The 21144-nt window shown below is 36.5% G+C and carries 24 protein-coding genes; 6 read left to right on the forward strand and 18 right to left on the reverse strand.

Going from position 1 to position 21144, the window contains the following annotated elements:
- Positions 1 to 12 precede the first annotated feature (12 nt).
- Complete coding sequence (gene rsmD, locus COE25_RS14075; protein ID WP_098933062.1) at positions 13 to 573, reverse strand: 16S rRNA (guanine(966)-N(2))-methyltransferase RsmD; 561 nt, start codon at positions 571 to 573, stop codon at positions 13 to 15.
- Between the two features lie 409 nt (positions 574 to 982).
- Between rsmD and COE25_RS14080 the strand changes: the two genes are divergently transcribed.
- Entirely contained in the window at positions 983 to 1372 is a 390-nt protein-coding gene (locus COE25_RS14080) for a DUF7147 family protein (RefSeq protein WP_088086282.1), read from the forward strand.
- Between the two features lie 196 nt (positions 1373 to 1568).
- Here COE25_RS14080 and COE25_RS14085 read toward each other — a convergent pair whose 3' ends face one another.
- The 5 genes from COE25_RS14085 to COE25_RS14105 all read right to left on the reverse strand — a co-directional run bounded on the left by COE25_RS14085 (position 1569) and on the right by COE25_RS14105 (position 3639).
- Positions 1569 to 1844 (reverse strand): YlbG family protein, encoded by a 276-nt coding sequence (locus tag COE25_RS14085; protein ID WP_088086281.1) that lies wholly within the window; start codon positions 1842 to 1844, stop codon positions 1569 to 1571.
- A gap of 153 nt (positions 1845 to 1997) precedes the next feature.
- On the reverse strand, positions 1998 to 2441 hold the full coding sequence (locus COE25_RS14090; RefSeq protein WP_088086280.1) for a YlbF/YmcA family competence regulator: 444 nt from the start codon (positions 2439 to 2441) through the stop codon (positions 1998 to 2000).
- 60 nt (positions 2442 to 2501) lie between these two features.
- Complete coding sequence (locus COE25_RS14095; RefSeq protein ID WP_088086279.1) at positions 2502 to 2867, reverse strand: hypothetical protein; 366 nt, start codon at positions 2865 to 2867, stop codon at positions 2502 to 2504.
- A gap of 108 nt (positions 2868 to 2975) precedes the next feature.
- Positions 2976 to 3215 (reverse strand): YlbE-like family protein, encoded by a 240-nt coding sequence (locus COE25_RS14100; protein WP_088086278.1) that lies wholly within the window; start codon positions 3213 to 3215, stop codon positions 2976 to 2978.
- Between the two features lie 19 nt (positions 3216 to 3234).
- Positions 3235 to 3639, reverse strand: coding sequence for a YlbD family protein (locus COE25_RS14105; protein ID WP_088086277.1), 405 nt, complete (start codon positions 3637 to 3639; stop codon positions 3235 to 3237).
- Positions 3640 to 3785: 146 nt separating this feature from the next.
- Between COE25_RS14105 and COE25_RS14110 the strand changes: the two genes are divergently transcribed.
- The gene (locus COE25_RS14110; RefSeq protein ID WP_088086276.1) at positions 3786 to 4268 is read left to right on the forward strand and encodes a PaaI family thioesterase; all 483 of its coding nucleotides are present in this window, start codon (positions 3786 to 3788) and stop codon (positions 4266 to 4268) included.
- A 21-nt stretch (positions 4269 to 4289) separates the two neighbouring features.
- Positions 4290 to 4649, forward strand: coding sequence for a hypothetical protein (locus COE25_RS14115; RefSeq protein WP_098933063.1), 360 nt, complete (start codon positions 4290 to 4292; stop codon positions 4647 to 4649).
- Positions 4650 to 4666: 17 nt separating this feature from the next.
- Here the strand turns inward: COE25_RS14115 and COE25_RS14120 are convergent, their stop codons facing one another.
- Positions 4667 to 5746, reverse strand: coding sequence for a CAP domain-containing protein (locus tag COE25_RS14120; RefSeq protein ID WP_088086274.1), 1080 nt, complete (start codon positions 5744 to 5746; stop codon positions 4667 to 4669).
- Between the two features lie 179 nt (positions 5747 to 5925).
- Entirely contained in the window at positions 5926 to 6360 is a 435-nt protein-coding gene (locus tag COE25_RS14125; RefSeq protein WP_098933064.1) for a CBS domain-containing protein, read from the reverse strand.
- A 192-nt stretch (positions 6361 to 6552) separates the two neighbouring features.
- Between COE25_RS14125 and COE25_RS14130 the strand changes: the two genes are divergently transcribed.
- Complete coding sequence (locus tag COE25_RS14130; protein ID WP_098933065.1) at positions 6553 to 6912, forward strand: YugN family protein; 360 nt, start codon at positions 6553 to 6555, stop codon at positions 6910 to 6912.
- 57 nt (positions 6913 to 6969) lie between these two features.
- Here COE25_RS14130 and COE25_RS14135 read toward each other — a convergent pair whose 3' ends face one another.
- The 7 genes from COE25_RS14135 to cyoE form a co-directional block, all read right to left on the reverse strand.
- A complete protein-coding gene (locus tag COE25_RS14135) occupies positions 6970 to 7434 on the reverse strand; it encodes a DUF420 domain-containing protein (RefSeq protein WP_088086271.1) in 465 nt (154 codons plus the stop codon).
- 120 nt (positions 7435 to 7554) lie between these two features.
- On the reverse strand, positions 7555 to 8460 hold the full coding sequence (ctaG, locus tag COE25_RS14140; RefSeq protein WP_098933066.1) for a cytochrome c oxidase assembly factor CtaG: 906 nt from the start codon (positions 8458 to 8460) through the stop codon (positions 7555 to 7557).
- Positions 8461 to 8603: 143 nt separating this feature from the next.
- On the reverse strand, positions 8604 to 8939 hold the full coding sequence (gene ctaF / locus COE25_RS14145; protein ID WP_088086269.1) for a cytochrome c oxidase subunit IVB: 336 nt from the start codon (positions 8937 to 8939) through the stop codon (positions 8604 to 8606).
- Positions 8940 to 8943: 4 nt separating this feature from the next.
- Entirely contained in the window at positions 8944 to 9570 is a 627-nt protein-coding gene (locus COE25_RS14150; protein WP_088086268.1) for a cytochrome (ubi)quinol oxidase subunit III, read from the reverse strand.
- Positions 9570 to 11441, reverse strand: coding sequence for a cytochrome c oxidase subunit I (ctaD, locus tag COE25_RS14155; RefSeq protein ID WP_088086267.1), 1872 nt, complete (start codon positions 11439 to 11441; stop codon positions 9570 to 9572). The genes COE25_RS14150 and ctaD overlap by 1 nt, the downstream gene beginning before the upstream one ends.
- A 31-nt stretch (positions 11442 to 11472) precedes the next feature.
- Positions 11473 to 12531 carry a cytochrome c oxidase subunit II gene (gene coxB / locus COE25_RS14160; protein ID WP_088086266.1) on the reverse strand — a complete coding sequence of 353 codons (1059 nt, stop codon included), beginning with the start codon at positions 12529 to 12531 and terminating at the stop codon, positions 11473 to 11475.
- 111 nt (positions 12532 to 12642) lie between these two features.
- Entirely contained in the window at positions 12643 to 13578 is a 936-nt protein-coding gene (gene cyoE / locus COE25_RS14165) for a heme o synthase (protein ID WP_088086265.1), read from the reverse strand.
- A gap of 659 nt (positions 13579 to 14237) precedes the next feature.
- On the opposite strand from cyoE, the gene COE25_RS14170 reads away from it, so the two are divergent.
- On the forward strand, positions 14238 to 15146 hold the full coding sequence (locus tag COE25_RS14170) for a COX15/CtaA family protein (RefSeq protein ID WP_098933067.1): 909 nt from the start codon (positions 14238 to 14240) through the stop codon (positions 15144 to 15146).
- A 41-nt stretch (positions 15147 to 15187) separates the two neighbouring features.
- Here COE25_RS14170 and pyc read toward each other — a convergent pair whose 3' ends face one another.
- From pyc to COE25_RS14185, 3 genes are all read right to left on the reverse strand, one after another.
- Positions 15188 to 18631: a pyruvate carboxylase gene (gene pyc, locus COE25_RS14175; RefSeq protein ID WP_088086263.1), complete on the reverse strand. Its 3444-nt coding sequence runs from the start codon at positions 18629 to 18631 to the stop codon at positions 15188 to 15190.
- 68 nt (positions 18632 to 18699) lie between these two features.
- A complete protein-coding gene (locus tag COE25_RS14180; RefSeq protein WP_098933068.1) occupies positions 18700 to 19905 on the reverse strand; it encodes an FtsW/RodA/SpoVE family cell cycle protein in 1206 nt (401 codons plus the stop codon).
- Positions 19906 to 20108: 203 nt separating this feature from the next.
- The gene (locus COE25_RS14185) at positions 20109 to 20390 is read right to left on the reverse strand and encodes an Fpa/YlaN family protein (protein WP_088090352.1); all 282 of its coding nucleotides are present in this window, start codon (positions 20388 to 20390) and stop codon (positions 20109 to 20111) included.
- A gap of 223 nt (positions 20391 to 20613) precedes the next feature.
- On the opposite strand from COE25_RS14185, the gene COE25_RS14190 reads away from it, so the two are divergent.
- Positions 20614 to 21111, forward strand: coding sequence for a hypothetical protein (locus COE25_RS14190; RefSeq protein WP_098933069.1), 498 nt, complete (start codon positions 20614 to 20616; stop codon positions 21109 to 21111).
- Positions 21112 to 21144 lie beyond the last annotated feature (33 nt).

The raw sequence follows: 21144 nt of genomic DNA on the forward strand, positions 1-21144 counted from the left end.
AATGACTCCCCCTCACTCAATATCTGTTCGTAAATAAATAGTTACCGCGATCATTCCATACTTTTCATGTTTTATTTGGATAAACCGCCCTAATGATTTTGGTAATTCAACATCGAAGCTATGCTCACAGACAACGCATCCATCTATTTTTACTACATCCTGTTTATCCATTTTTTCCATTAAACTGACGAGTTGTTGTTTTTTATACGGCGGGTCTAAAAATATGAAATCAAAGCAGATTTCTCTTTTTATGAGAGCCTTTAATGCTCTATCGGCATCATTGCGATAGACTTCCGTTTGGTCCTCAAATTTACAAGCTTTAATATTTTCCTGGATCACTTGAATGGCCTTTAATTCTCTGTCAATAAAAATAACTTTATCCAATCCCCTACTAAGTGCCTCCAAACCTAATCCACCGCTTCCAGCAAATAGGTCCAATCCAATGCCGCCATCAAAATAAGGACCAATCATATTAAATAAAGCCTCTTTTACCTTATCAGTTGTCGGCCTCGTCGTATTACCTGGAACAGCTTTCAAAGGTCTACCTTTGCAAATCCCTGAAACCACTCTCACTACCATATCACCACATTTTTTCAGAAATAATTTTCTTAATCCATCCTACCATAATATACAAAAAGGAGACAATTAGTAAGTGAATATCTTTTCATTAGAGTAATGATTTACAGAATATGATTCTTTCATCAGGAAAATTTATTCGAAAGTACGTATAAGCTTTTAGGTTGTGGAAATAATGTAATTAACAACATCAATTCGAGGATGTTGTTGCCAACCGCGGAGAAGACTTACGTTTCCCCATAAGTTCTTCCTCCGGTTTCTCCTCTCCCTTTGCCTTCTATCCTTTATGAGGATATGGAAGGAACCTGCAGAATTTTCTGCAGGTTTTTTTTTACTTATTATTCAAAAGATCGGAAATTAGTGATAGAGTATTCTTGAAATAAGCCATTTTAAAGGAGAGTTTTCATTGATCCAGCGTTTTATTGAATTAGGAGAAGGATATTCAGATATATATGAACTGATTGAGCTTACAAATGCAAATCAACACCGTCTTCAACATATGCTCGCACTGCACACAAAGATTGATGATCAGGAACGAACCTCATTGGTTGTCGTATTAAAGCCAACAGACCCAGGAAAATTTCAAGCCCTATATATTTGTCGTGAGGGTATTCCAAACCCAAAATTTATATCAAATAAGAGGTATGATATATTTGCTTCTACTGCTGAAAAACATGGTAAGCAAATACATGAGCTATCTGTTAAGCCGTCAACCATTTTTTATGAAAAAGAGCTGTATTACCAGCACTTAATCGGCATTCTCCGTCTTAATCATTATTTACTTCCATTACAATAGGAAAAGCGCAAGCGCCCGTTTAGCGGCGTATGGACTCCTCGAAAAAGCTAACGCTTTTCCTTCGTGCGATGCTTATGCTGCCGAAGCGTTCCTTGTGGAGCGCTTTGACTTATCGTAGGGAAAAGAGCGAAGTACACTAGCCGCTGGGCGCTGGAGCTAAACAATAGGAAAAGGTGAGGGAAACGCCCTCACCTTTTTAAATACCCATTTTATAATCATATTCCTTTGCTTTATCTGGCGCCGAATTCTCATACTCCATTCTTAAAAATGGTTTATATGAAGGTTCTACTTTCTTTACAAACGAAAAAGAATTTAACTTTTCCATTATTTCATTCAGCTCTTCTTGATTACAATACAGAACAACATACTTCAACTTTTTTGAAACGTAATGAACGTTTCCGAAACGCCGAAGCATTTTAGCTTGTTTTAACGAGTAAAGCCAAACAACCAATCCTTGTCTTTGAACAAACATACTTTTTTCCCCTTCAACAAACCATCATTTTACATAAGTCTAGCATATTAAAACGTTCCTTTTCAATTCAAACTTTGCTACTTATTCCAGATAAGTGCTTAAAATCTGAAAAAATTGACATTACAAAAAAAATCAGCACAATCCGCTGATTTTTCAGCCGCACCCACAGCTTCCTCCACCGCCACAACCACTAACGTGGCTGGTTTTCGTTTCAAAAAACTGATTTCCTGTTGGAACTTTTATATGTTCAGAGACCGCACCGCCTACAATAATACTAATTGCATCTAGTAGGTCTTGCAAATCATTCTCAGCCAATTTGAATTCTGCTACCAGGGGATCCATATCCATTTCCCTTTTATTTTCGCGGATTTGTGTCATTACCTTTTTATAATCAGGATGGTATTTACCAAACCGCTGGACCTCGTCATATAACTCCTTTAGACGAACGAATTGATTTATTTTCCGCTGTGTTTCCTTGTTATTTTGCAATTTATATAAACATATTTGATATTGTTCGGCTATTTCAGATTCTAAAACCATCTTTGCCAATTGCTCAGCTTGTTCCAATAATTCGACTCTCTCTAACGTAGCTAGCATTTTACGCCCACCTCCAAAGATATTTTAACATGAAAGTGACAGTAATGTGAAAATTTCAGTTTATCTAGGGATATTTACCATAAATTCTTTCGCTAATCCATACGGTTCATTATTTGGATTGACAACTTCTAACTTTACCTTATGGGTTCCCGGTGAAAAACCTTTAATTATAAAAGCTGCCGCTTTAACCTCGCTATTTTTCTTTCCATCCACCCAAACAACAATCTTCCCGATTCTTCCTTTTGAAGGGTCTGCGTCACGGAAGCTGATTCCTGTAACAATACAATTAATTAAAACTGTATCACTTTTGATCTGGTGGTGGACATAAAGTGAAGGAATTTCAGTTCTAGGTAAGACATTATTAAATCCAGTAAGGATTCCAATCAAAAAGATCATTAGGACTAATTGCGGAACTAGCTTTTTCATTTAAATTCACTCCTTCTTTTGCTTGTATTGTTCGCCTCCTTTTCTTTTTTTAGTCTTACTCCGCTATGACAAATAAAAAAAGCCACAAAATAAATCCTGTGACTTTGTTTAATTTTGATTTTTCATCGCCTGAAACATGTTATACATCATCGAAGCCATTTGTACACTATTCGAAAATTTATTCACTTGGTCAGGAATTGTTTTCTTATAATAGTGTAAGGATTCAATTTCAAGCGATTGCAAATCATATGGATTTCTTGACAGCTTTCTATACCATATTGGTTGTTCGCGAATGAATTGTTTTAAGTCCTTTTGACTTTCAATATATTGCAGTAAATCTCTTCGCATAAGTTAAAGTTCCTTTCCATCAATCTTTTCTAAATAGAAATGGATGTTTAGGTCCTTCTGACGGCTTAACAGGACCTGTACCAGGGTTTTCTCCTTGAAATTGTGAAATTACACCTTGGATCGCCCCCAGAGCTTGACTTAGGTTATTCATGTGGTTTTGCATTTGATTCGGATCCATTTTCTTAACCATTCCCATAATATTAGAAAGCCAATCACCTTTAGACTCTGTGCTCGTTTCATCCACTGATCCAGTATCAGATCCCATCGATTCCCAGCGGCTATCTTCTTCACCTAATAAATACCAGTCTTCATATAGTTCCTGCCAAGTTGCCTGCCCTTTCCGTACTTCTTTAATTAGTTTTGGATTGTTTTTAACAAATTCTTTGAATTGTGACACGGAAGGGTGTAATTTTTTTTGTGTCATTTATCTCACCTCAGCCCAAATTAGTCCCAATAATACAATATGAAAGAATTTTACAAATGTGAAAGAACACCGCGATTAAAATATTTAATATTTGCCTTGTAAATGGTAAGATGTCAAAAGACAAAGAAATGAAAGAGGTAAGTATAATGAAAGATGAATTACGTCGATTATTAGAAACATGTATTGAAACTGGTTCAGAGGCTGATTTAAATTCTCTTGCCTACCTTTTATCGGGATTCCAAGTAAAAATTAAACAAAAGCGAAGTACATATATTGACGGAATTCTACAAATGGATAGAAAACTAAATGAGAAAACCTGCGAAATTACGATTCCTTTAGACCCAACTCTTAATAACAACCTAGATATTGTCCATGGCGGGATTACTGCGACGGTTCTTGATACAGCAATGGGGAGTCTGGCTAATTATCTTCAACCAGAAGGTTATGGAGCCGTAACAAATCAATTGAATATCCATTACACAGCACCAGCTATCGGAGAAACACTCTACTGTAAAGCGGAAATTGTTCATAGAGGCAGCAAAACAATGGTCATCTCAGGTGAAGCATATCGGAGTGACGGAAAAAAAATCGCCTATGCCACAGGAACATTCTTTATTATAAAAAAATAATAAGCGGAGGTGTGATCAATAATGGTCACCGCCATCGTAATCCCAATTATTTGCCTTTACTTTTTTTGGCTTACAAAAAAAGAGATGAAGGAGCACGATACAAAGTGGCTTGATACTTACCAAGTACAGCAAGAAGCAATCATAACAGGTGAAATTAAAAGTATTGTCGAAGAAAAGCAACGGTTTTATTATCATCGCTACATTTATGTTCAGTCCTTAAAACTACAAACAGAAACAAAAATAGTCACCGCCCAAAAGATCACACCCATTACTAACAATTTCAATAAAGTGTCTTTTAATGTGGGGGATGTGATCCGATTATACGGGAAATGGGAGCAAAACAGATTTATATTTAATCAATATAAGATTGAAAAAAGGTGACATATTCGTCACCTTTTTCATTGTTCTGTTTTTGATATAAAGTTTTGGGTATAGTACTTTTGGAACACCCCTACACCAAGATGAGAGTATTCCTTGTTTAACAGTGACTCACGGTGTCCTTTACTATTTAGCCAACCCTCGACAACAGCTGGTCCATCTGTATAATTTGCCGCAATATTCTCGCCTGCAGCCTGGTAAACCACATGGGCCGTTTTTAATCGTTTGGTAAGATCTCCAAATTTTTTGGAAGTATGTGAAAAGTCGTTGTTTACTGACATATCCTTACTGTGCTCAAACGCGGCCTCTGCCGTATTCTCATCCCATTTTAATTCCTTTAAATTATGTCTTACTCTTAAGACATTCGTTAGGTCAAATATCTCTTGTTCTGTATCTTCTTCAATGGCACGCCGCATTTCTTCACTAGGTTCAGGTGCTTTGATTAAATATCCACTATAAACAAGTTCATATGGCCTTTGTTTAATTAGTGTTTCTGCATTAAGGAACCGAACACTTGAAAGATTGCCAGTAAATTTATCTATGTAGAGCTGGACAAAGACATCACCCAATTGCACCATTGGCCGTAGATTTAAATCAGCATCATTCAATTCAAAATGATACGAATTACCATTATAGTCAATCTTAATATTTGTATCAATATAATGCGTATTAAAGATTTCCTCAACCGGCTCTCCTATTTCAAAAGGTGCTACATCAAGATTTTGGCCTATCGCGAAAATCGTAACTACACGTTTATTTTCAACACCCACTTGGACATACTTTTTATCTTCTTGATTATAAATATACCACTGGTAACCATACATTGACTCATCGATCCGATCTGGTGAACCAAGCATTTTTTCTAATTCCCCTTCATTTTTCCCAATTAATAAAGCCAAACCTTCTTTCGGTTTTTCCGAGACTATTTTTTTACTTGGCTTATTATCAGGATTTTGTGAAATAGGTTGTTTCATTTCTGAAGTACGATCTTCTTTAATTAAAATATTACTATCGTTATTTTCGTTTATACTCACATAAAAACCGATAGTTAAGAAAACTGCTGAAAGAATAAGAATTCTAGTCAGTGTACGCAGAGGCATTCACCCTCTCTATTACTTTCATGTATCATTATATATATAGATAAAATTATTATATCATCAATATCTTGAATAGTAATAGTCATTATCAAAAATGTCAGACAAATGAACTGATGAAAAGAAAACAGGCACAATGAGTACCTGTTTTCTAAAGTTAAAACTATTTTTTTATATAATAATTTTTAATGCTGTGCTCCATTATAATTTTGCTCAGATATTTCCGTTAATGCCTCTTTTGCTTGGTCGTCAGTCAATTCGCGGATCGCAAAATCACCAAGGGAAACAATTCCTATTAACTTACCTTCCTCTACCACAGGTAAACGTCGGATTTGATGCTTTGCCATTAATTTTGCTGCATCTTTACTGGAAGAATCAGGAGTAACAGTAATAAGGTCATTACTCATGATATCTTCTACTTTTGTTGAACCAGGATGTTTTTCAGCAACACCTCGAACAACAATATCTCGGTCTGTAATCATTCCGACAAGCTTTTCCTGATCAATAATTGGTATAGCCCCAACATTTAATTGCTTCATCTTTAAGGCGACTTCATAAACATTATCTAGTAACGTACAGCATTCTACATCTTCAGTCATTATATCTCGGATTTTTTCCATTTTGCTGCCCCCAAAGTTTATTTAATTCCTCTTACCATTATTTTAGGGTTTCCAACCAAGATTGTTTTATTCGCTGAAGGTATTCATTGCAAGTTGAAACATTTTCAACTATTATTAAATTGAATTATTATTGCTTTCCTACTTAAATAGGAAACATAGGGGCAATGGTATTGTTTTTAGGAGGGATTCATTATGAAATTCGAGAATACTGAAATTGAAAAGTTAAGGGCTGACTTAAACCGTTTAGATGAAGTAATGCTTGATCACGGTTTAGTTCGCGAAGGACAATGGGACTACGAACGAGTTACATACGACCGCAAGTTTGAATTAAAAGAAGGGGTATTTTACTTGCGTGTACGTGGTCATGCGGTTGAGGGCGATATTGGCGCTGATAAAGCAACTATTCAATTAATGACACCGCTTTTAGGCAAACATTATTACCCGCATGGTGTAGAATATGGTGAAGGCGAAAGCTTCCCAACCTCTCTTGTGAATCAATGTAAAAAAATTCTCGATGAAGTAAAGGCAGAAGTAAGTAAGTTTGCATTATAATCGAAAAAAGACGCATGGTTCTCATGCGTCTTTTTATTATTAGGAAGCGATTAATTTTTACAGTCCAAGTATTGCTTTTAGCAAAGATGTTGTCTGCCCGCCTCGATAAAATACATAAAGCAATAAGTATACGGCAACACCCGTGATCGCAGTAAAAAACCAAATGAAACTAGTTATCGGGCCCAGCTTACGATGGATAGAAAGTTTGTTTTTGTATCCTGTCATGATAGAGACTATCCCGAATACAGCTCCAGTCGTCGCAAGTGTAATATGGAAGATTAAAAATATTGTATAATAAATTTTAATATTATCTGGCCCACCAAACGAAGTATTCCCAATAAAGAGGGTTCTAGAAGCATAGATAACAAAAAAGATTACAGCAAAAATAGCAGCCAAAAACATTGTCTTTTTGTGGGCCTCAATATGTCTTTGCTTAATTTGCCACCATCCAATAGCAACAGTTATAGCACTTAAAACAATAAATGAGGTACTAATAGTAGGTAAAATCGGTAAGGAATTCATATAGGCGTCCTCTCTTTTCTTTTATTCTACAATAATAGTAGTTCAACGATCCTTATTTTTCAAACGATACCCAAGAAATTACGGCTTATCAGTAAAAAAATCTCCCAGGAGTATGGGAGATTATTTAATGAGCAACGGATTTAATGGTTGCTTCATTTCCTTTTCAGTGTCTGATTGATCTTTACGATACCATTCGAAGAAAACATGACCAAGAATGACACCATATATAATTTCTTGAATAATTTTCATTAAAACTCCACCAAGCTGCTGATCATGTATTAATGACATCGAACTAAAAAGTTGTGGACCACTCAAATTTAAGCTATCGAAGTTAGCTGGTCCAACACATAGGCTCATCACTTGTCCCCAAACATGGGGATCAGAATAGGTTGCATACATAGGTGTATCTGCAAAAATGATTAAGGCACAAGCTGGTGTTAACAGAATCCCATCCGCAAAAATATAACCAACCTTTTTCAGTCCGCTTAAGGTCTGATGTTCTGGGAGCTGATTAAGTAAAGGCCACCACATAAAGGTTGCTACAACAAATAAAAGGATAGAGTATCCAGCATGCATCCACCCATTTTGCATAACATGATCGAAAATAATAGGTACATGATAAAAGGAAAATAATCCATTAAAGACTACCAATGCAATAAGTGGCTTTGTTAATAAAGTAAATACGGAATTAATTGCTCCGAAACTAAAAAATTTTCTCCAAACCCAGTTAGGGATACTTATGATAAAAATAGGTGGAACGACTAAAACTAAAGCAGCCATTTGAATCATATGGACCCAAAACATTAGGTGTGCTAATAAATCAATAGGAGATCCTTTAATGGCATAAAGGAGAACCATCGATAAAATAAACAAAGCACTTTGTGTTTTCGTTAATGGTTCACTATCTGGAAACAAACTTCTGTATTTTGTGGTAAGGACAAAATACCCTACAGTTATGACTATCAAGATTAGTAAAAAATACGGGCTCCAAAGTGCTTTAAAACCGAATATATCTAATGCAAGCACCCAAATCACCTCATTAAGATTTAAAAATATTATTGGCTAAATTATACCCTTGGCCAAAACGAAAAGCAAAGAAAATGGAAACAACCCTTAGATAGGTCTAAAAAAGAAAATCGGCCATAAGCCGATTTTCTTTTTTGAACATATTACCACCAAATAATTGTAGTAAAGGCAAGGAGGGTTATTGCTCCTACCAATACTCCAGAGTAAAGAAATAATGATGGAGCTTCATGACCTTTATGACTCATATGCATGAAATAATATAGTTGGAATATTACTTGGACCACTGCTAAAAGGATGATAAATGGAACAGTAAACCATGCAGTAAACCCTTTAATAGCTACGGCCGCAAACGCAATGAGAGTTAAAAAAATCATCAATGCAAAAGAAACCAGTTGATATCTCATCTCTTCTGCATTTTTCTTGCGACGATATTCAATGTCAACTCTTGGGTTACCTGAATTTAGTTGTTGATTAGCCATCAGTTTATCCCACCATTCCCATTAAATATACTACTGTAAAGATAAATACCCAAACAACATCGATAAAATGCCAGTATAAACTAAATACATAGAATTTTGGAGCGTTGTATAGGTCTAAGCCTCGTTTGGAATTTCTAAACATTAATGTTAAACACCAAAGTAAACCAAATGCAACGTGGCCTCCATGAAAACCAACTAGTGCGTAGAAGGCAGATCCGAAAGCACTGCTTGTAAATGTATGTCCTTCATGAACATAATGGGAAAACTCGTAAACCTCAAGTCCTAAGAAACCTGCACCTAATAAAGCAGTAAGACCGAGCCAGACCATCATTTTTTTGAAGGCAAAGTTCTTCATGTGGTACATTGCGTAAACACTTGTTAATGAACTCGTTAAAAGGAGCATTGTCGCTACAAATGTTAATGGTAATTCAAATAAATCCTTAGCTAGATGGTGACTTGAATCAGGAACTTTATCCTTCAATGCAAGGTAAGTGGCAAATAGGGAGGCAAAAAGAACCGTCTCTCCCCCTAAGAAAAACCAAAAACCTAAGAATTTATTTTTTGATTCAAGGGTTGATTTTTCCGGCGCAGCAGGCCATGTTTCATAAGTAAATTTTTCATCTGCGTGCATTATGCCTTAACCCCCTTATCATCCTCATCGATTAAATCCTCTTTATGAATATGGAATCCATGATCATCCTTCACTGAACGTAAGAACATGGAGCCAAAGGTTACTAATAATCCGATGATCAATACTGGTAAAGCCCAAGCCTTATCATTCACATGGTACATTGCACCAAAGGCTGCAATGAATAATCCTAGTGCCATCATAAACGGTAAAAATGATGAATTTGGCATATGAATATCACCAAGCGGCTCTGCCGGAGTCATCCCTTTTTTACCATCCATTTTTTCTAACCAGTAAGCATCTAAACCGCGAACGAGTGGAAGTTGCTTAAAATTATAAAACGGTGGTGGAGAAGGGATTGCCCATTCAAGTGTTCTTCCGTCTCCCCATGGATCATTTCCAACTTTGACATTTTTCACAGAAGTCATAATGATGTTATATAACATTACGATAACACCTAAGCCCATAAACGCAGCACCTATAGAACTAACCATGTTAGCAGTGTCAAATCCTTGACCAGGAAGGTATGTGAAAACGCGTCGCGGCATTCCCCATAAACCTAAGAAATGTTGGATAAAGAATGTTAAGTGGAACCCGATGAAGAACAACCAGAAAGTAATTTTACCTAAAACTTCATTCAACATTGTTCCAAACATTTTTGGCCAATATAGATGTGTACCTGCAAAGACTGCAAATACCACACCACCCACAATTACGTAATGGAAATGTGCAACAACGAAATAAGTATCATGATATTGATAGTCGGCTGCTGCGGAGGCAAGCATTACCCCTGTTACCCCACCAGCAAGAAATGATGGAATAAACGCCATTGCCCAATGCATCGGAGTAGTAAATTTTACACTTCCTCCCCACATTGTTAAAAGCCAGTTAAAAATTTTAATTCCGGTCGGTACACCAATCGCCATTGTAGCAACTGCGAAAATGGCATTTGCAACAGGACCTAAACCTGTTGTAAACATATGGTGAGCCCATACCATGAAGCCTAAGAAACCGATTAATACAGTTGCAAATACCATGGAAGAGTATCCAAATAAACGCTTTCTTGAGAAAATCGGAAAAATCTCTGAGAAAATCCCGAAAGCAGGAAGTATTAAAATATATACTTCTGGGTGACCGAAAATCCAGAAAAGATGTTCCCAAATAATTGTATTTCCACCCATAGTAGCATCAAAGAAATTCGCTCCAAACAAACGGTCAAACATCATTAAAACTAAACCAACTGTTAATGGAGGAAATGCAAACAAAATGAGTGCTGAAGTGACAAAAGTTGTCCAAGTAAACAACGGCATTCTCATATAGGTCATACCTGGTGCACGCATGTTAATGATAGTGACTAGGAAATTAATACCACCAATCAAGGTTCCAATACCAGATATCTGTAAACCTAAGATATAAAAGTCTACACCATGTCCTTGTGAATGAAGTGCAAGTGACGCGTAAGATGTCCATCCTGCATCAGGTGCTCCTCCTAAGAACCAAGAGAGGTTTAGGAATATTCCTCCAAAAAAGAACAACCAAAATCCTAATGCATTAACAAATGGAAACGCTACATCGCGTGCTCCAATCTGTAATGGCATTACTGCATTCATAAAAGCGAAAACCAGCGGCATCGCAGCTAAGAAAATCATTGTTGTTCCGTGCATTGTTATAATTTCATTAAATAATCCGGCACTCACAAAATCATTATTAGGCACTGCAAGTTGGATACGGATAAATACTGCTTCAAGTCCGCCCACTAAGAAGAAAAATCCACCTGCAATGAGATATAGGATGGCAATTTTTTTATGGTCAACAGTTGTTAAAAAGTCCCATAAAGTTGCGCCAAATCCCTTTTTTTGAGCATAGGTACTCACAATTTTACCTCCCTTTCAACCAATTCCCCATTTATTGCTGGGCCTTTAAGCCCATTAAATAGTCTGCTAAAGCATCTAGCTGTTTTTCAGACATTTCCGGGTATTTTCCTGTCATCATGTTACCTGGTTTGTATGTTTCTGGATTACGAATCCAATTTTTTAACTCTTCTTTATTATGATCCAAAACACCGGCTACACGAGATCGTTCACCAAAGTTTGATAAGTTTGGTGCTAGACGTGCTGTTTCAGGCATTTTGTTTGATGGTGTTACAGCATGACAGCCAATACAGCTTTTATTAAATAGTTCTTGTCCTTGTGCCGCAGAAGCTGTCTGGGCTTTTTGTGGTTTTTTAACATTCTGCATCGAAGTTACCCAAGCGTCAAATTTGTCCCGGCTAATAGCTTTTACTTTAAAATCCATTAAAGCATGGGATGGACCACAAAGTTCTGCACATTTTCCATAGAAAAGATTTCCTGCTTCGTTTGCTTTTTTATCGTCAAACTCTAACCAGAATTTATTAATATTCTCAGTATTAGTATCTAACTTTCCACCCACTGCTGGAATCCAAAATGAGTGTTTCACATCAGATGACTTCAAGTTAAAATATACCTTTTCATTTGTAGGAACAACAAGTTCCTGGCTTGTAACAATCTTTTTACCTGGATATTCAAAGTCCCACCAATATAAGTGTGACCGAACATTAATTACAAGTGCCTTTGTATTTTTCTTGTCCATTGGAGATACATCTGCAAGTTTAAATGTTGCGGCCACAGTCGGAACAGCAAGAATTAATAGTAAAAGAATCGGCACAACAGTCCAAATAATTTCTAATTTGTGACTTCCTTCTACTTGTTTTGGTATTCTGTCATCCCTTCTTTTAAAACGAACCAAAATCAAAACGAAAATAATCGCAACAATAACAATAACCCCAACCATGATTAAAGTACTTAACTTCATTAAATCATATTGCGTTTCCGCAACTTCACCGGCAGGACTTAACGTGGAAAGGAACGGTTCGCCACATCCGGAGAGTACAAGCGCTAAAATCGCAAATAACGAGATTAAACGCCACTTTGCAAGCCTTTTCATAGCTTAATCAAACCCCTCTTTCACTAATAAAATTATTTAAAACATTTGGTTGATCAAAGAAGTATGTAGTATGATTGCTTCCATTTAAGCAAGAAACAATCATATGCAAAACTAAATTAATGTAACTATAACCATTGCTACAAAAATAATAGTTAAATATTGCAAAGAGTAAACAAACATTAGTTTTGCCCACTTTATGTCATCTTTGATTCTATATCCATAAATCCCTAATGCAAGCCACCCGATATTTAGTACGATAGCAAGTATTAGAAATGGGATTCCTAATTTGGTAAGAAAAAATGGGATTGGCTGAAGTGCTGCAACCCAAAGGATGATGTGAATTTTTGTGGTTTTAAAACCTTTCACTACTGGTAACATTGGGATCCCAGCTGCTTTATATTCTTTAACCCTTCTCATCGCAAGCGCATAAAAATGCGGAGGCTGCCAAACAAACATTAGCACAAACAATGACCATGCCATAATATCGAGATTAGCATCTACTGCTGCCCATCCGATTAGTGGTGGAACTGCTCCTGATATGCTCCCAATAATAGTGTTGGACACCAATTGCCGCTTTGACCATAATGTGTACAGGAAAACATAGCTAAAAACTCCAAGCAGTCCAATTACTGTTGCAGTCATCGTAGTAAAGAATAAAGACAGTGTTCCCAGTCCAATAAGTAAAATACCTAATACGAGAACTTTTATCGGAACTACTTTCCCGGTTACAGTAGGTCTTTCTTTTGTTCTTTCCATTAAATGGTCAATGTCACGATCAACATAATTATTGATTGCACATGAGCCTGCAATGATCAGTGAAGATCCTGCTACTGTAAAAAACACGATATCTAAATTATTTAGAAAGCTTTGTCCTGAAAAGTGAAGCGCAAGCCATAACCCCGTAAAGGTGGTAATAAGGTTGGAATTTACAATCCCAATTTTGATAAGAGCCATAAAGTCTTTCCATGCAGAGGTTTTTATATTGGCTTGCAAGCTCGCAGCGCCATTATCAATAGCAGCTTCTCCGAAGGCCTTAGAGTTCGACATTTGGTTTCTCCTCCTAAACCTAAATAACAAATATTCATCATTTAAGTAAGTGATAATTGATACTTAATTTATATATGCCCTCATTTGTAAAAAAAAGGAACGATGATAGAAAAGTTATATTAATTTTTTTCGATTAAATAAACAATCAACTTAAAAAGATAGTGATTATTAAAACACTTTCTCTGTATATTAAATCACACTTTTAGATATTTTTGTGAACTTTTTTTGAATAATTTTAGACTAAATTGTGACAAAGTTCATTTTATCGTTACTATCTTAGATTTTTATGGATGTATAGTTCCATTTATACAAATTATCCCCTAAATTTTAAAAAAATCCTTGTATTCACATGATTTAAAGTTAATTCCTCTTACACCTAAAAAGGTATAATTCTAATTAAACTACCACTAATATATTTCTAACAGACCATTTGCTAAGTTTCTACGGTTTTCACTATAATAATAGTGAAAACTATTTATTATTCCGCATCTGTTTTTATTGATTTTAGTTATCTTAAAATCTATACTTAATTTCTGTTCTTTTTCAACTTTATTCGTTATGATTAATAGGGAATTTAATAATCAAATTACTTTCCAATCTATTATACTGTCAGGTTTATCCAATGACAAATTATTGAACTTTTTTAAGAGGTGAATTTTTTGCGACGATCTTTGAAATGGTTAGCTGTTGCTACTACCATCGGAATGATATTTATCTTAATTGGCGGAGCACTAGTCACAAAGACTGATTCTGGAATGGGATGCGGGAGATCTTGGCCGCTTTGTAACGGTAAATTTCTTCCGTTGGAAATTACTCCAGAATTAGTTATTGAGCTAGCCCACAGACTTGTTTCTGGTGTAGTAGGAATGATGGTTCTCGTTCTTTCTGTTTGGTCATGGAAGGCGGTAGGACATATTAGAGAAACGAAATTCCTTTCCTTCCTGTCCTTTTTCTTTTTACTTTTACAAGCATTAATCGGGGCTGCTGCAGTAAAATGGGGACAATCTGGTTTTGTACTAGCATTACATTTTGGTATTTCACTTGTATCTTTTTCTGCTGTGTTATTGTTAACACTTCTAATATTTGAAATTGATAAGAGATTTGATGCAGAAAAACTATATATCGATAAGAGAATGGGGTTTCATATTGTCGGTGTTTCCATTTATAGTTATCTTGTCATCTACACTGGCGCACTCGTACGTCACACTAAGTCAAGTCTGGTTTGTCGAGACTGGCCGCTATGTTTAAATGACGCTCCTTCCTTGCCTTCCAATATGTACGAATGGGTGCAAATGGGACACAGAGCCGCTGCTGGATTAATCTTTATCTGGATTACTTACATTCTTTATTTAACTGTTCGCCATTACAAAAACCAAAAAGTTCTTTATTGGGGCTGGATTATTTCATTCATCCTAGTTTCATTACAAGTGATTGCAGGAGCTTTGATTATTTTTAGCAGCTTAAATCTGTATATCGCCCTGCTGCACGCCTTCTTTATAACTTGTTTGTTTGGCGTACTAAGTTATTTCCTTTTGTTATATTCTAGATCTAAAAAAAATAATCTATAAATAAGCTGCCAGGGATACCCACTCCCTGGCAGCTTTTTTTATTACGCTTTTGTTAATTCAATTAAAAGGTCACCGGTTAATATTGCCTCACCACTTGTGACATAGATATCCTTTACAACGCCTGAAAAAGGTGCTTGAACCGTAGTTTCCATTTTCATCGCTTCGGTAATTATTAAATGATCGCCACGTTCAACCTTTTCCCCTTTTTCAACGACAACTTTGACCACAGTTCCCGGCATCGAGGCTGCAAGGTGATTTTCGTCTTTTGGGTCTGCTTTCAGCCTAGATACCACCGTAGATTTTATATTCTCATCTTTAATGAGGACTTCACGCGGTTGACCATTTAACTCAAAATAAACGACCCTCGTGCCATCAGCTTGAGGATGACCCATAGAGACAAGTTTTACAATTAATGTTTTTCCCGTTTCTATTTCTACCTCTACTTCTTCACCCAATCGCATTCCATAAAGGAAAGTAGGAGTGTCTAGTACTGAAATATTTCCATACTGTTCATCCGTTTTAATGTAATCCATAAATACCTTTGGATATAAAGCATACGAAATGATCTCAAAAGCCGTTACCTGTCTGCCAAGTTCTTTATACAATTTTTCCTTCAATTTTTCAAAATCAACCGGTTCAAGCAATTCACCTGGACGAACTTCGAGTGGTTTTTTACCTTTTAATATTATTTTTTGAAGTTCCGCTGGAAAACCTCCATATGGCCTGCCAAGAAATCCTTCAAATAATTCAACGACAGAATCAGGGAAATCTAACATATGCCCCTTTAAAAGCACATCTTCCTCACTTAAATCATTTTGAACCATAAATAGAGCCATATCACCTACGACCTTTGATGAAGGCGTCACTTTTACAATATCACCGAACAGATTATTTACTCGTGAATACATTTCTTTAACTTCATCCCAACGCTCACCAAGGCTTACTGCTCTTGCCTGTTGTTGGAGATTGCTATATTGCCCACCCGGCATTTCATGTTGATATACTTCAGTGTGGGGGGAAATCATTCCGCTTTCAAAATCCTGATAATACTTACGGACATCCTCCCAATAATACGACAATTTTTCTAATGCTTGGATATTTACTTTTGGTTTCCGAGGATTCCCTTCAAGTGCATAAAATAACGAATTAGCACTAGGCTGAGAAGTTAAGGCTGCCATCGTACCCAATGCTGTATCAACAATATCCACTCCACCATCAATTGCACGAGCATAGGTATATAGGCCATTTCCACTTGTGTCATGAGTATGAAGATGTATAGGAATATTGACGGTTTCCTTTAACTCAGAAACCAATCTGTACGCTGCTTCAGGCTTCAATAAGCCTGCCATATCCTTAATTCCTAGGATGTGGGCACCTTGTTGTTCCAGCTCTTTGGCTAAGCTTTTATAATAGTGAAGATTGTATTTCATCCTTGTCTCATCTAAAATGTCCCCTGTATAACATATCGATGCTTCGGCAATTTTACCGCTTTGACGCACCGCATCAATTGCAACTTCCATACCTTTTACCCAGTTTAAGCTATCGAAAATTCGAAAAACATCAATTCCAGCTGAAGCAGATTGGTCAACAAATTCACGAATCAAATTATCAGGATAATTTTTATATCCTACAGCATTGGCCCCACGTATTAACATTTGGAACAGTACATTTGGAATTTTCCTGCGTAGAGTTACCAATCTGTCCCAAGGATCTTCTTTTAAGAACCTGTAGGCAACATCAAAAGTTGCTCCGCCCCACATTTCAAAAGAGAATAAATCAGGTAAAAGTTTTGCAGAGGGCTCAGCTATATGAAGAATATCAGTCGTCCGCATACGGGTTGCTAATAGTGACTGATGAGCATCTCGAAATGTTGTATCCGTTAATAAGACCTGCTTTTGATTCTTGACCCATTCCACAAGTCCATTGGCACCATACTTGTCAAGAATTTGCTTCGTCCCCTCTTGATACGTTAAATCGTAGGGTAAATTAGGAATTCTTGGCTTCGGAAATACTGGTCTTTTCTTCTTTTCAATACCTGGAAACCCATTAACAGTGACCGTGCCGATGTATGACAGCATTTTAGTTCCGCGGTCCTTTCGGAATGGGAAAATAAACAGTTCCGGTGTTGTATCAATGAATGAAGTATCATATTCGCCATTCCTAAACTTCTCATGCTTCACAACATTCTCTAAGAACGGGATATTTGTTTTGATCCCTCTAATCCTGAATTCCTGTAAATTTCGAACCATTTTTGATGCAGCTTGTTCAAAGGTTAAAGCCCATGTAGAAAGCTTTACTAATAAAGAGTCATAATACGGTGTAATAACAGCTCCTTGAAAGCCATTTCCAGCATCAAGACGCACCCCAAAGCCGCCCCCTGAGCGATAGGCCATAATTTTACCGGTATCAGGCATAAAATTATTAAGCGGGTCTTCTGTTGTTACCCTTGACTGTATAGCAAATCCATTCATTTGAATTTTTTCTTGCTGTGGTATACCGATAATTGGACCATGTAATTCGTGCCCTTCTGATACCAAAATTTGCGTCTGCACGATGTCGACACCTGTTATCATCTCTGTTACAGTATGTTCCACTTGTACACGTGGATTTACTTCTATAAAATAAAAGTCATTTCCTGAAACCAGAAACTCTACCGTACCTGCATTTAGGTAATCAACATTTTTCATCAATTTTACGGCCGATGCACAAATCCTTTCTCGCAACTCATCAGAAATAGACACACTTGGAGCAACCTCCACTACCTTTTGATGGCGTCTTTGAACCGAACAATCGCGGTCAAAAAGATGAACAATATTCCCATGCCGATCACCAATGATTTGCACTTCGATATGCTTTGGACTTTCAATTAATTTTTCAAGGTAAACTTCATCATTCCCAAAAGCGGCTTTCGCTTCCGACTTTGCTCGTTCAAATGATTCTCGGATTTCCTCTATGCGTTTAACAATTCTCATTCCGCGCCCGCCTCCGCCAAGAGCGGCCTTTATGATTATTGGTAACTTGTGTACTTTCACAAAGTCTTCAACATCACTTACCTCTGTTACGGGACCAGGACTACCAGGAATCACTGGTATTCCAGCAAGCTCTGCTTGATGCCTTGCTTTTACCTTATCTCCAAACATATCAAGTTGTGTAATGGACGGACCGATAAAAATAATCCCTTCTTCTTCACAGCGCTTAGCAAAATGAATATTTTCTGACATAAACCCATAACCTGGATGTATGGCATTTGCACCGCTTTTTTTGGCTATAGCAATGATACCATCAATGTCTAAATAGGCATCAATTGGTTTTTTCCCTTCCCCAACCAAATAAGCCTCATCCGCCTTATAACGATGATAGGCCCCAGAATCCTCTTTCGAATAAATTGCAACCGTTCGAATATTCAGTTCAGTACACGCGCGAAAAACCCTTATCGCTATTTCTCCCCTATTGGCAACCAACACTTTATTTATCTGTCTTGTCATTTAAAGCACCTCATATTCTATGTATTTTTAAAAACGCGAAGAAGCAAATATTGTCCTTCGCGTTTTGATTAAATATAGAAAACCTTGCCATCTTGTGATTGATTCCTATTAGTGACTTGATCCTGTTTATTTTTATATTTTTTTTCATATTTCGTGAACATAGAAACATTTACAAGTATTCCTGTCGCTCCCGCAAGCATCAAGAGTGATGATCCTCCGTAACTAATATATGGCAGCGGTACACCAGTCAGTGGAATTAGCCCAGAAACTCCTGCTAAATTGATAAAGGTCTGAATCCCAATCATACTCGAAATACCAATAGCAAGCAGACTACCAAAAGGGTCCTTACATTGTAAGCCAATATAAATTCCCCTTAATACAATATAAAAAAGGAGAACGATAACGAATCCTACACCCCAAATCCCTAATTCTTCCGCAATTACAGCCATTATGAAATCCGTATGTGATTCCGGCAGATAACCAAGCTTTTGAATACTTTTCCCGAGACCCAACCCATTTACTCCACCAGAACCGATGGCGATATAGGAGTTTGCCAAGTGAAAACCTTCATTATTTACATATTTATCATTAAATGGATTATCTAATACAGCAAAACGACTTAGTTGTTCGTCTGAAAAAAACTTCCCCCAGGAAACTAAAATAAGCGGCAGAAGGACGATAAGCGCCAAAATAAGTAATTTACCGATACTTTTAAAATTCATCCCAGAGCATAAAACAATCATACAAGCTATGGCTATGATAATAGATGCTGTACCGAAGTCAGGTTGAAAAATGATAAGTGCACATATGATAAAAAGATATACTAAAGGCGGGAGAACACCTTTGTTGAATTGATTGATATAGGCTTGCTTTTTCGCATAAACGGCTGCTAAATAAATGATGGCTGCAAGCTTGACAAACTCCGATGGTTGGAATAAGAAAGTGCCAATTGAGTACCAGCTTTGCGCATTATTTTTTTCTACCCCAAATACAAATAATCCTAATAGAGATAAAATAGATGATAGCACTATCAATACCAGAACTTTTTTGAACATCATGATCTTATATGGAATAATTGCTGCGATAAGGAAGATCACAGAAAAAATCATCAGCCATACTTTTTGTTTTTGGTAAAAATAATCAGGTGGATAACCATACCTTTGAACTGCGGAAGCCATGCTTGAGCTATAGATCATAACAAGTCCAAATGTACACAAAAGGATGGTGGCAATAATTAATGAATAATCATATGATTTCAATATTTTTTTCAGCATTTAAAAAGTCCTCATTTTCAATATTGATTTATATCACTCTATTATAATAGAAAATAAACAATTTTACTTGAGGAAAAGTTAATTTGTTACAACAATTTAATAAAGAATATTCTGAAATAAAGAAAGTGATGGAGCCCGTTTTTGTTTTCTTGAAATAATAAAAAACCCAAACAATAAACATGGATTGTTTGAGTTCTTTGCTACTATTTCCTTAACGATGAATCGTGAAGCGCTGATAATTCTCTTTCTAATGTATCTAGAATTGCCTTACCGTCTTTACTATCTATTAAGCCTAACCGAACAGCAAAATCTATTTCTCTTGATAAACCAAACATTTGTGTATCCAATACCTCTTCATAAAGAGGGCATTGAGGCATCGTGAGATTGTCCATTTGCACTTTGATTAGCTTTAATATTTTTTCAGCGTCAGCCTGAAGTAAGGCATATGCTTTTTCCTGGTGATTCACGATCATTTCAGACGCCAACATTGATCCCCCCATTTCAGAGCGATAATTCAACTTATCTATAAATTTTACCGTTTACAAAGGAAAATTGCAAGAACTATGAAGTGGATTGCACAAAGGAGTTTATTTAAAACGGCAGCTATTCAGACAGGTTCTATCTTCTTACGGAACCTCCTTTTACTATTATGACATTTTGCCCAAAAAAAGTTATACTAATTATGCAAGGGTTTAGGGGGAATGAAAAATGGAAAATATCATTATCATATCTGGAAAAGTGAAATATTCGATCACGCTTGATCCAGGTGTGTGGATTTTCGACGACCGACGAGTTGATTTAACGACCTTTTTTTCAACAAAATTAGAGAGTACCAATTCATTAGATGAATATACTAAAGCTGTTTCTAAGCATTGGGACCGTGAAATTATGGAGGGTGCAATTTATCCTCCTACATTGAAATCTGAAAAGAAATTCGAGAAGGAAAAGGTGTTAACTGGTACCTTTGGTATTCCATTGAAGCCTTTTTTATTAAATTCGGAGCCTGCTCGTGATGCTCACACTTTTGTAATTCAGAGCACAGAGGGTGAATATGAGTACCCTCTTGAAACAGCCTATGATTTTATATTGGGTTTCTCCGATAAAGGTAAACCACTTACGTTAGATGGTCCCGTTCATGTCTATTTAGGTGATGGTTCAAATCAACAAAGTCCCATTAAAAATATTAAGAGTTTTATCATAAAATAAAACGGGTGCCTTGGGCACCCGTTTTACTTTTAA

Origin of the sequence: Bacillus sp. AFS031507, from assembly GCF_002584635.1 — a bacterium.
Taxonomy (GTDB): Bacteria; Bacillota; Bacilli; order Bacillales; family Cytobacillaceae; genus Neobacillus.

Excerpts from the sequence above, each read along its gene's own strand:
- COE25_RS14085 (WP_088086281.1), bottom strand. The coding sequence starts at position 1,844 with ATGTTTGTTCAAAGACAAGGATTGGTTGTTTGGCTTTACTCGTTAAAA.
- COE25_RS14090 (WP_088086280.1), bottom strand. The coding sequence starts at position 2,441 with ATGCTAGCTACGTTAGAGAGAGTCGAATTATTGGAACAAGCTGAGCAA.
- COE25_RS14095 (WP_088086279.1), bottom strand. The coding sequence starts at position 2,867 with ATGAAAAAGCTAGTTCCGCAATTAGTCCTAATGATCTTTTTGATTGGA.
- COE25_RS14100 (WP_088086278.1), bottom strand. The coding sequence starts at position 3,215 with ATGCGAAGAGATTTACTGCAATATATTGAAAGTCAAAAGGACTTAAAA.
- COE25_RS14105 (WP_088086277.1), bottom strand. The coding sequence starts at position 3,639 with ATGACACAAAAAAAATTACACCCTTCCGTGTCACAATTCAAAGAATTT.
- COE25_RS14110 (WP_088086276.1), top strand. The coding sequence starts at position 3,786 with ATGAAAGATGAATTACGTCGATTATTAGAAACATGTATTGAAACTGGT.
- COE25_RS14115 (WP_098933063.1), top strand. The coding sequence starts at position 4,290 with ATGGTCACCGCCATCGTAATCCCAATTATTTGCCTTTACTTTTTTTGG.
- COE25_RS14120 (WP_088086274.1), bottom strand. The coding sequence starts at position 5,746 with ATGCCTCTGCGTACACTGACTAGAATTCTTATTCTTTCAGCAGTTTTC.
- COE25_RS14125 (WP_098933064.1), bottom strand. The coding sequence starts at position 6,360 with ATGGAAAAAATCCGAGATATAATGACTGAAGATGTAGAATGCTGTACG.
- COE25_RS14130 (WP_098933065.1), top strand. The coding sequence starts at position 6,553 with ATGAAATTCGAGAATACTGAAATTGAAAAGTTAAGGGCTGACTTAAAC.
- COE25_RS14135 (WP_088086271.1), bottom strand. The coding sequence starts at position 7,434 with ATGAATTCCTTACCGATTTTACCTACTATTAGTACCTCATTTATTGTT.
- ctaF (WP_088086269.1), bottom strand. The coding sequence starts at position 8,939 with ATGGCTAATCAACAACTAAATTCAGGTAACCCAAGAGTTGACATTGAA.
- COE25_RS14150 (WP_088086268.1), bottom strand. The coding sequence starts at position 9,570 with ATGCACGCAGATGAAAAATTTACTTATGAAACATGGCCTGCTGCGCCG.
- coxB (WP_088086266.1), bottom strand. The coding sequence starts at position 12,531 with ATGAAAAGGCTTGCAAAGTGGCGTTTAATCTCGTTATTTGCGATTTTA.
- cyoE (WP_088086265.1), bottom strand. The coding sequence starts at position 13,578 with ATGTCGAACTCTAAGGCCTTCGGAGAAGCTGCTATTGATAATGGCGCT.
- pyc (WP_088086263.1), bottom strand. The coding sequence starts at position 18,631 with ATGACAAGACAGATAAATAAAGTGTTGGTTGCCAATAGGGGAGAAATA.
- COE25_RS14180 (WP_098933068.1), bottom strand. The coding sequence starts at position 19,905 with ATGCTGAAAAAAATATTGAAATCATATGATTATTCATTAATTATTGCC.
- COE25_RS14190 (WP_098933069.1), top strand. The coding sequence starts at position 20,614 with ATGGAAAATATCATTATCATATCTGGAAAAGTGAAATATTCGATCACG.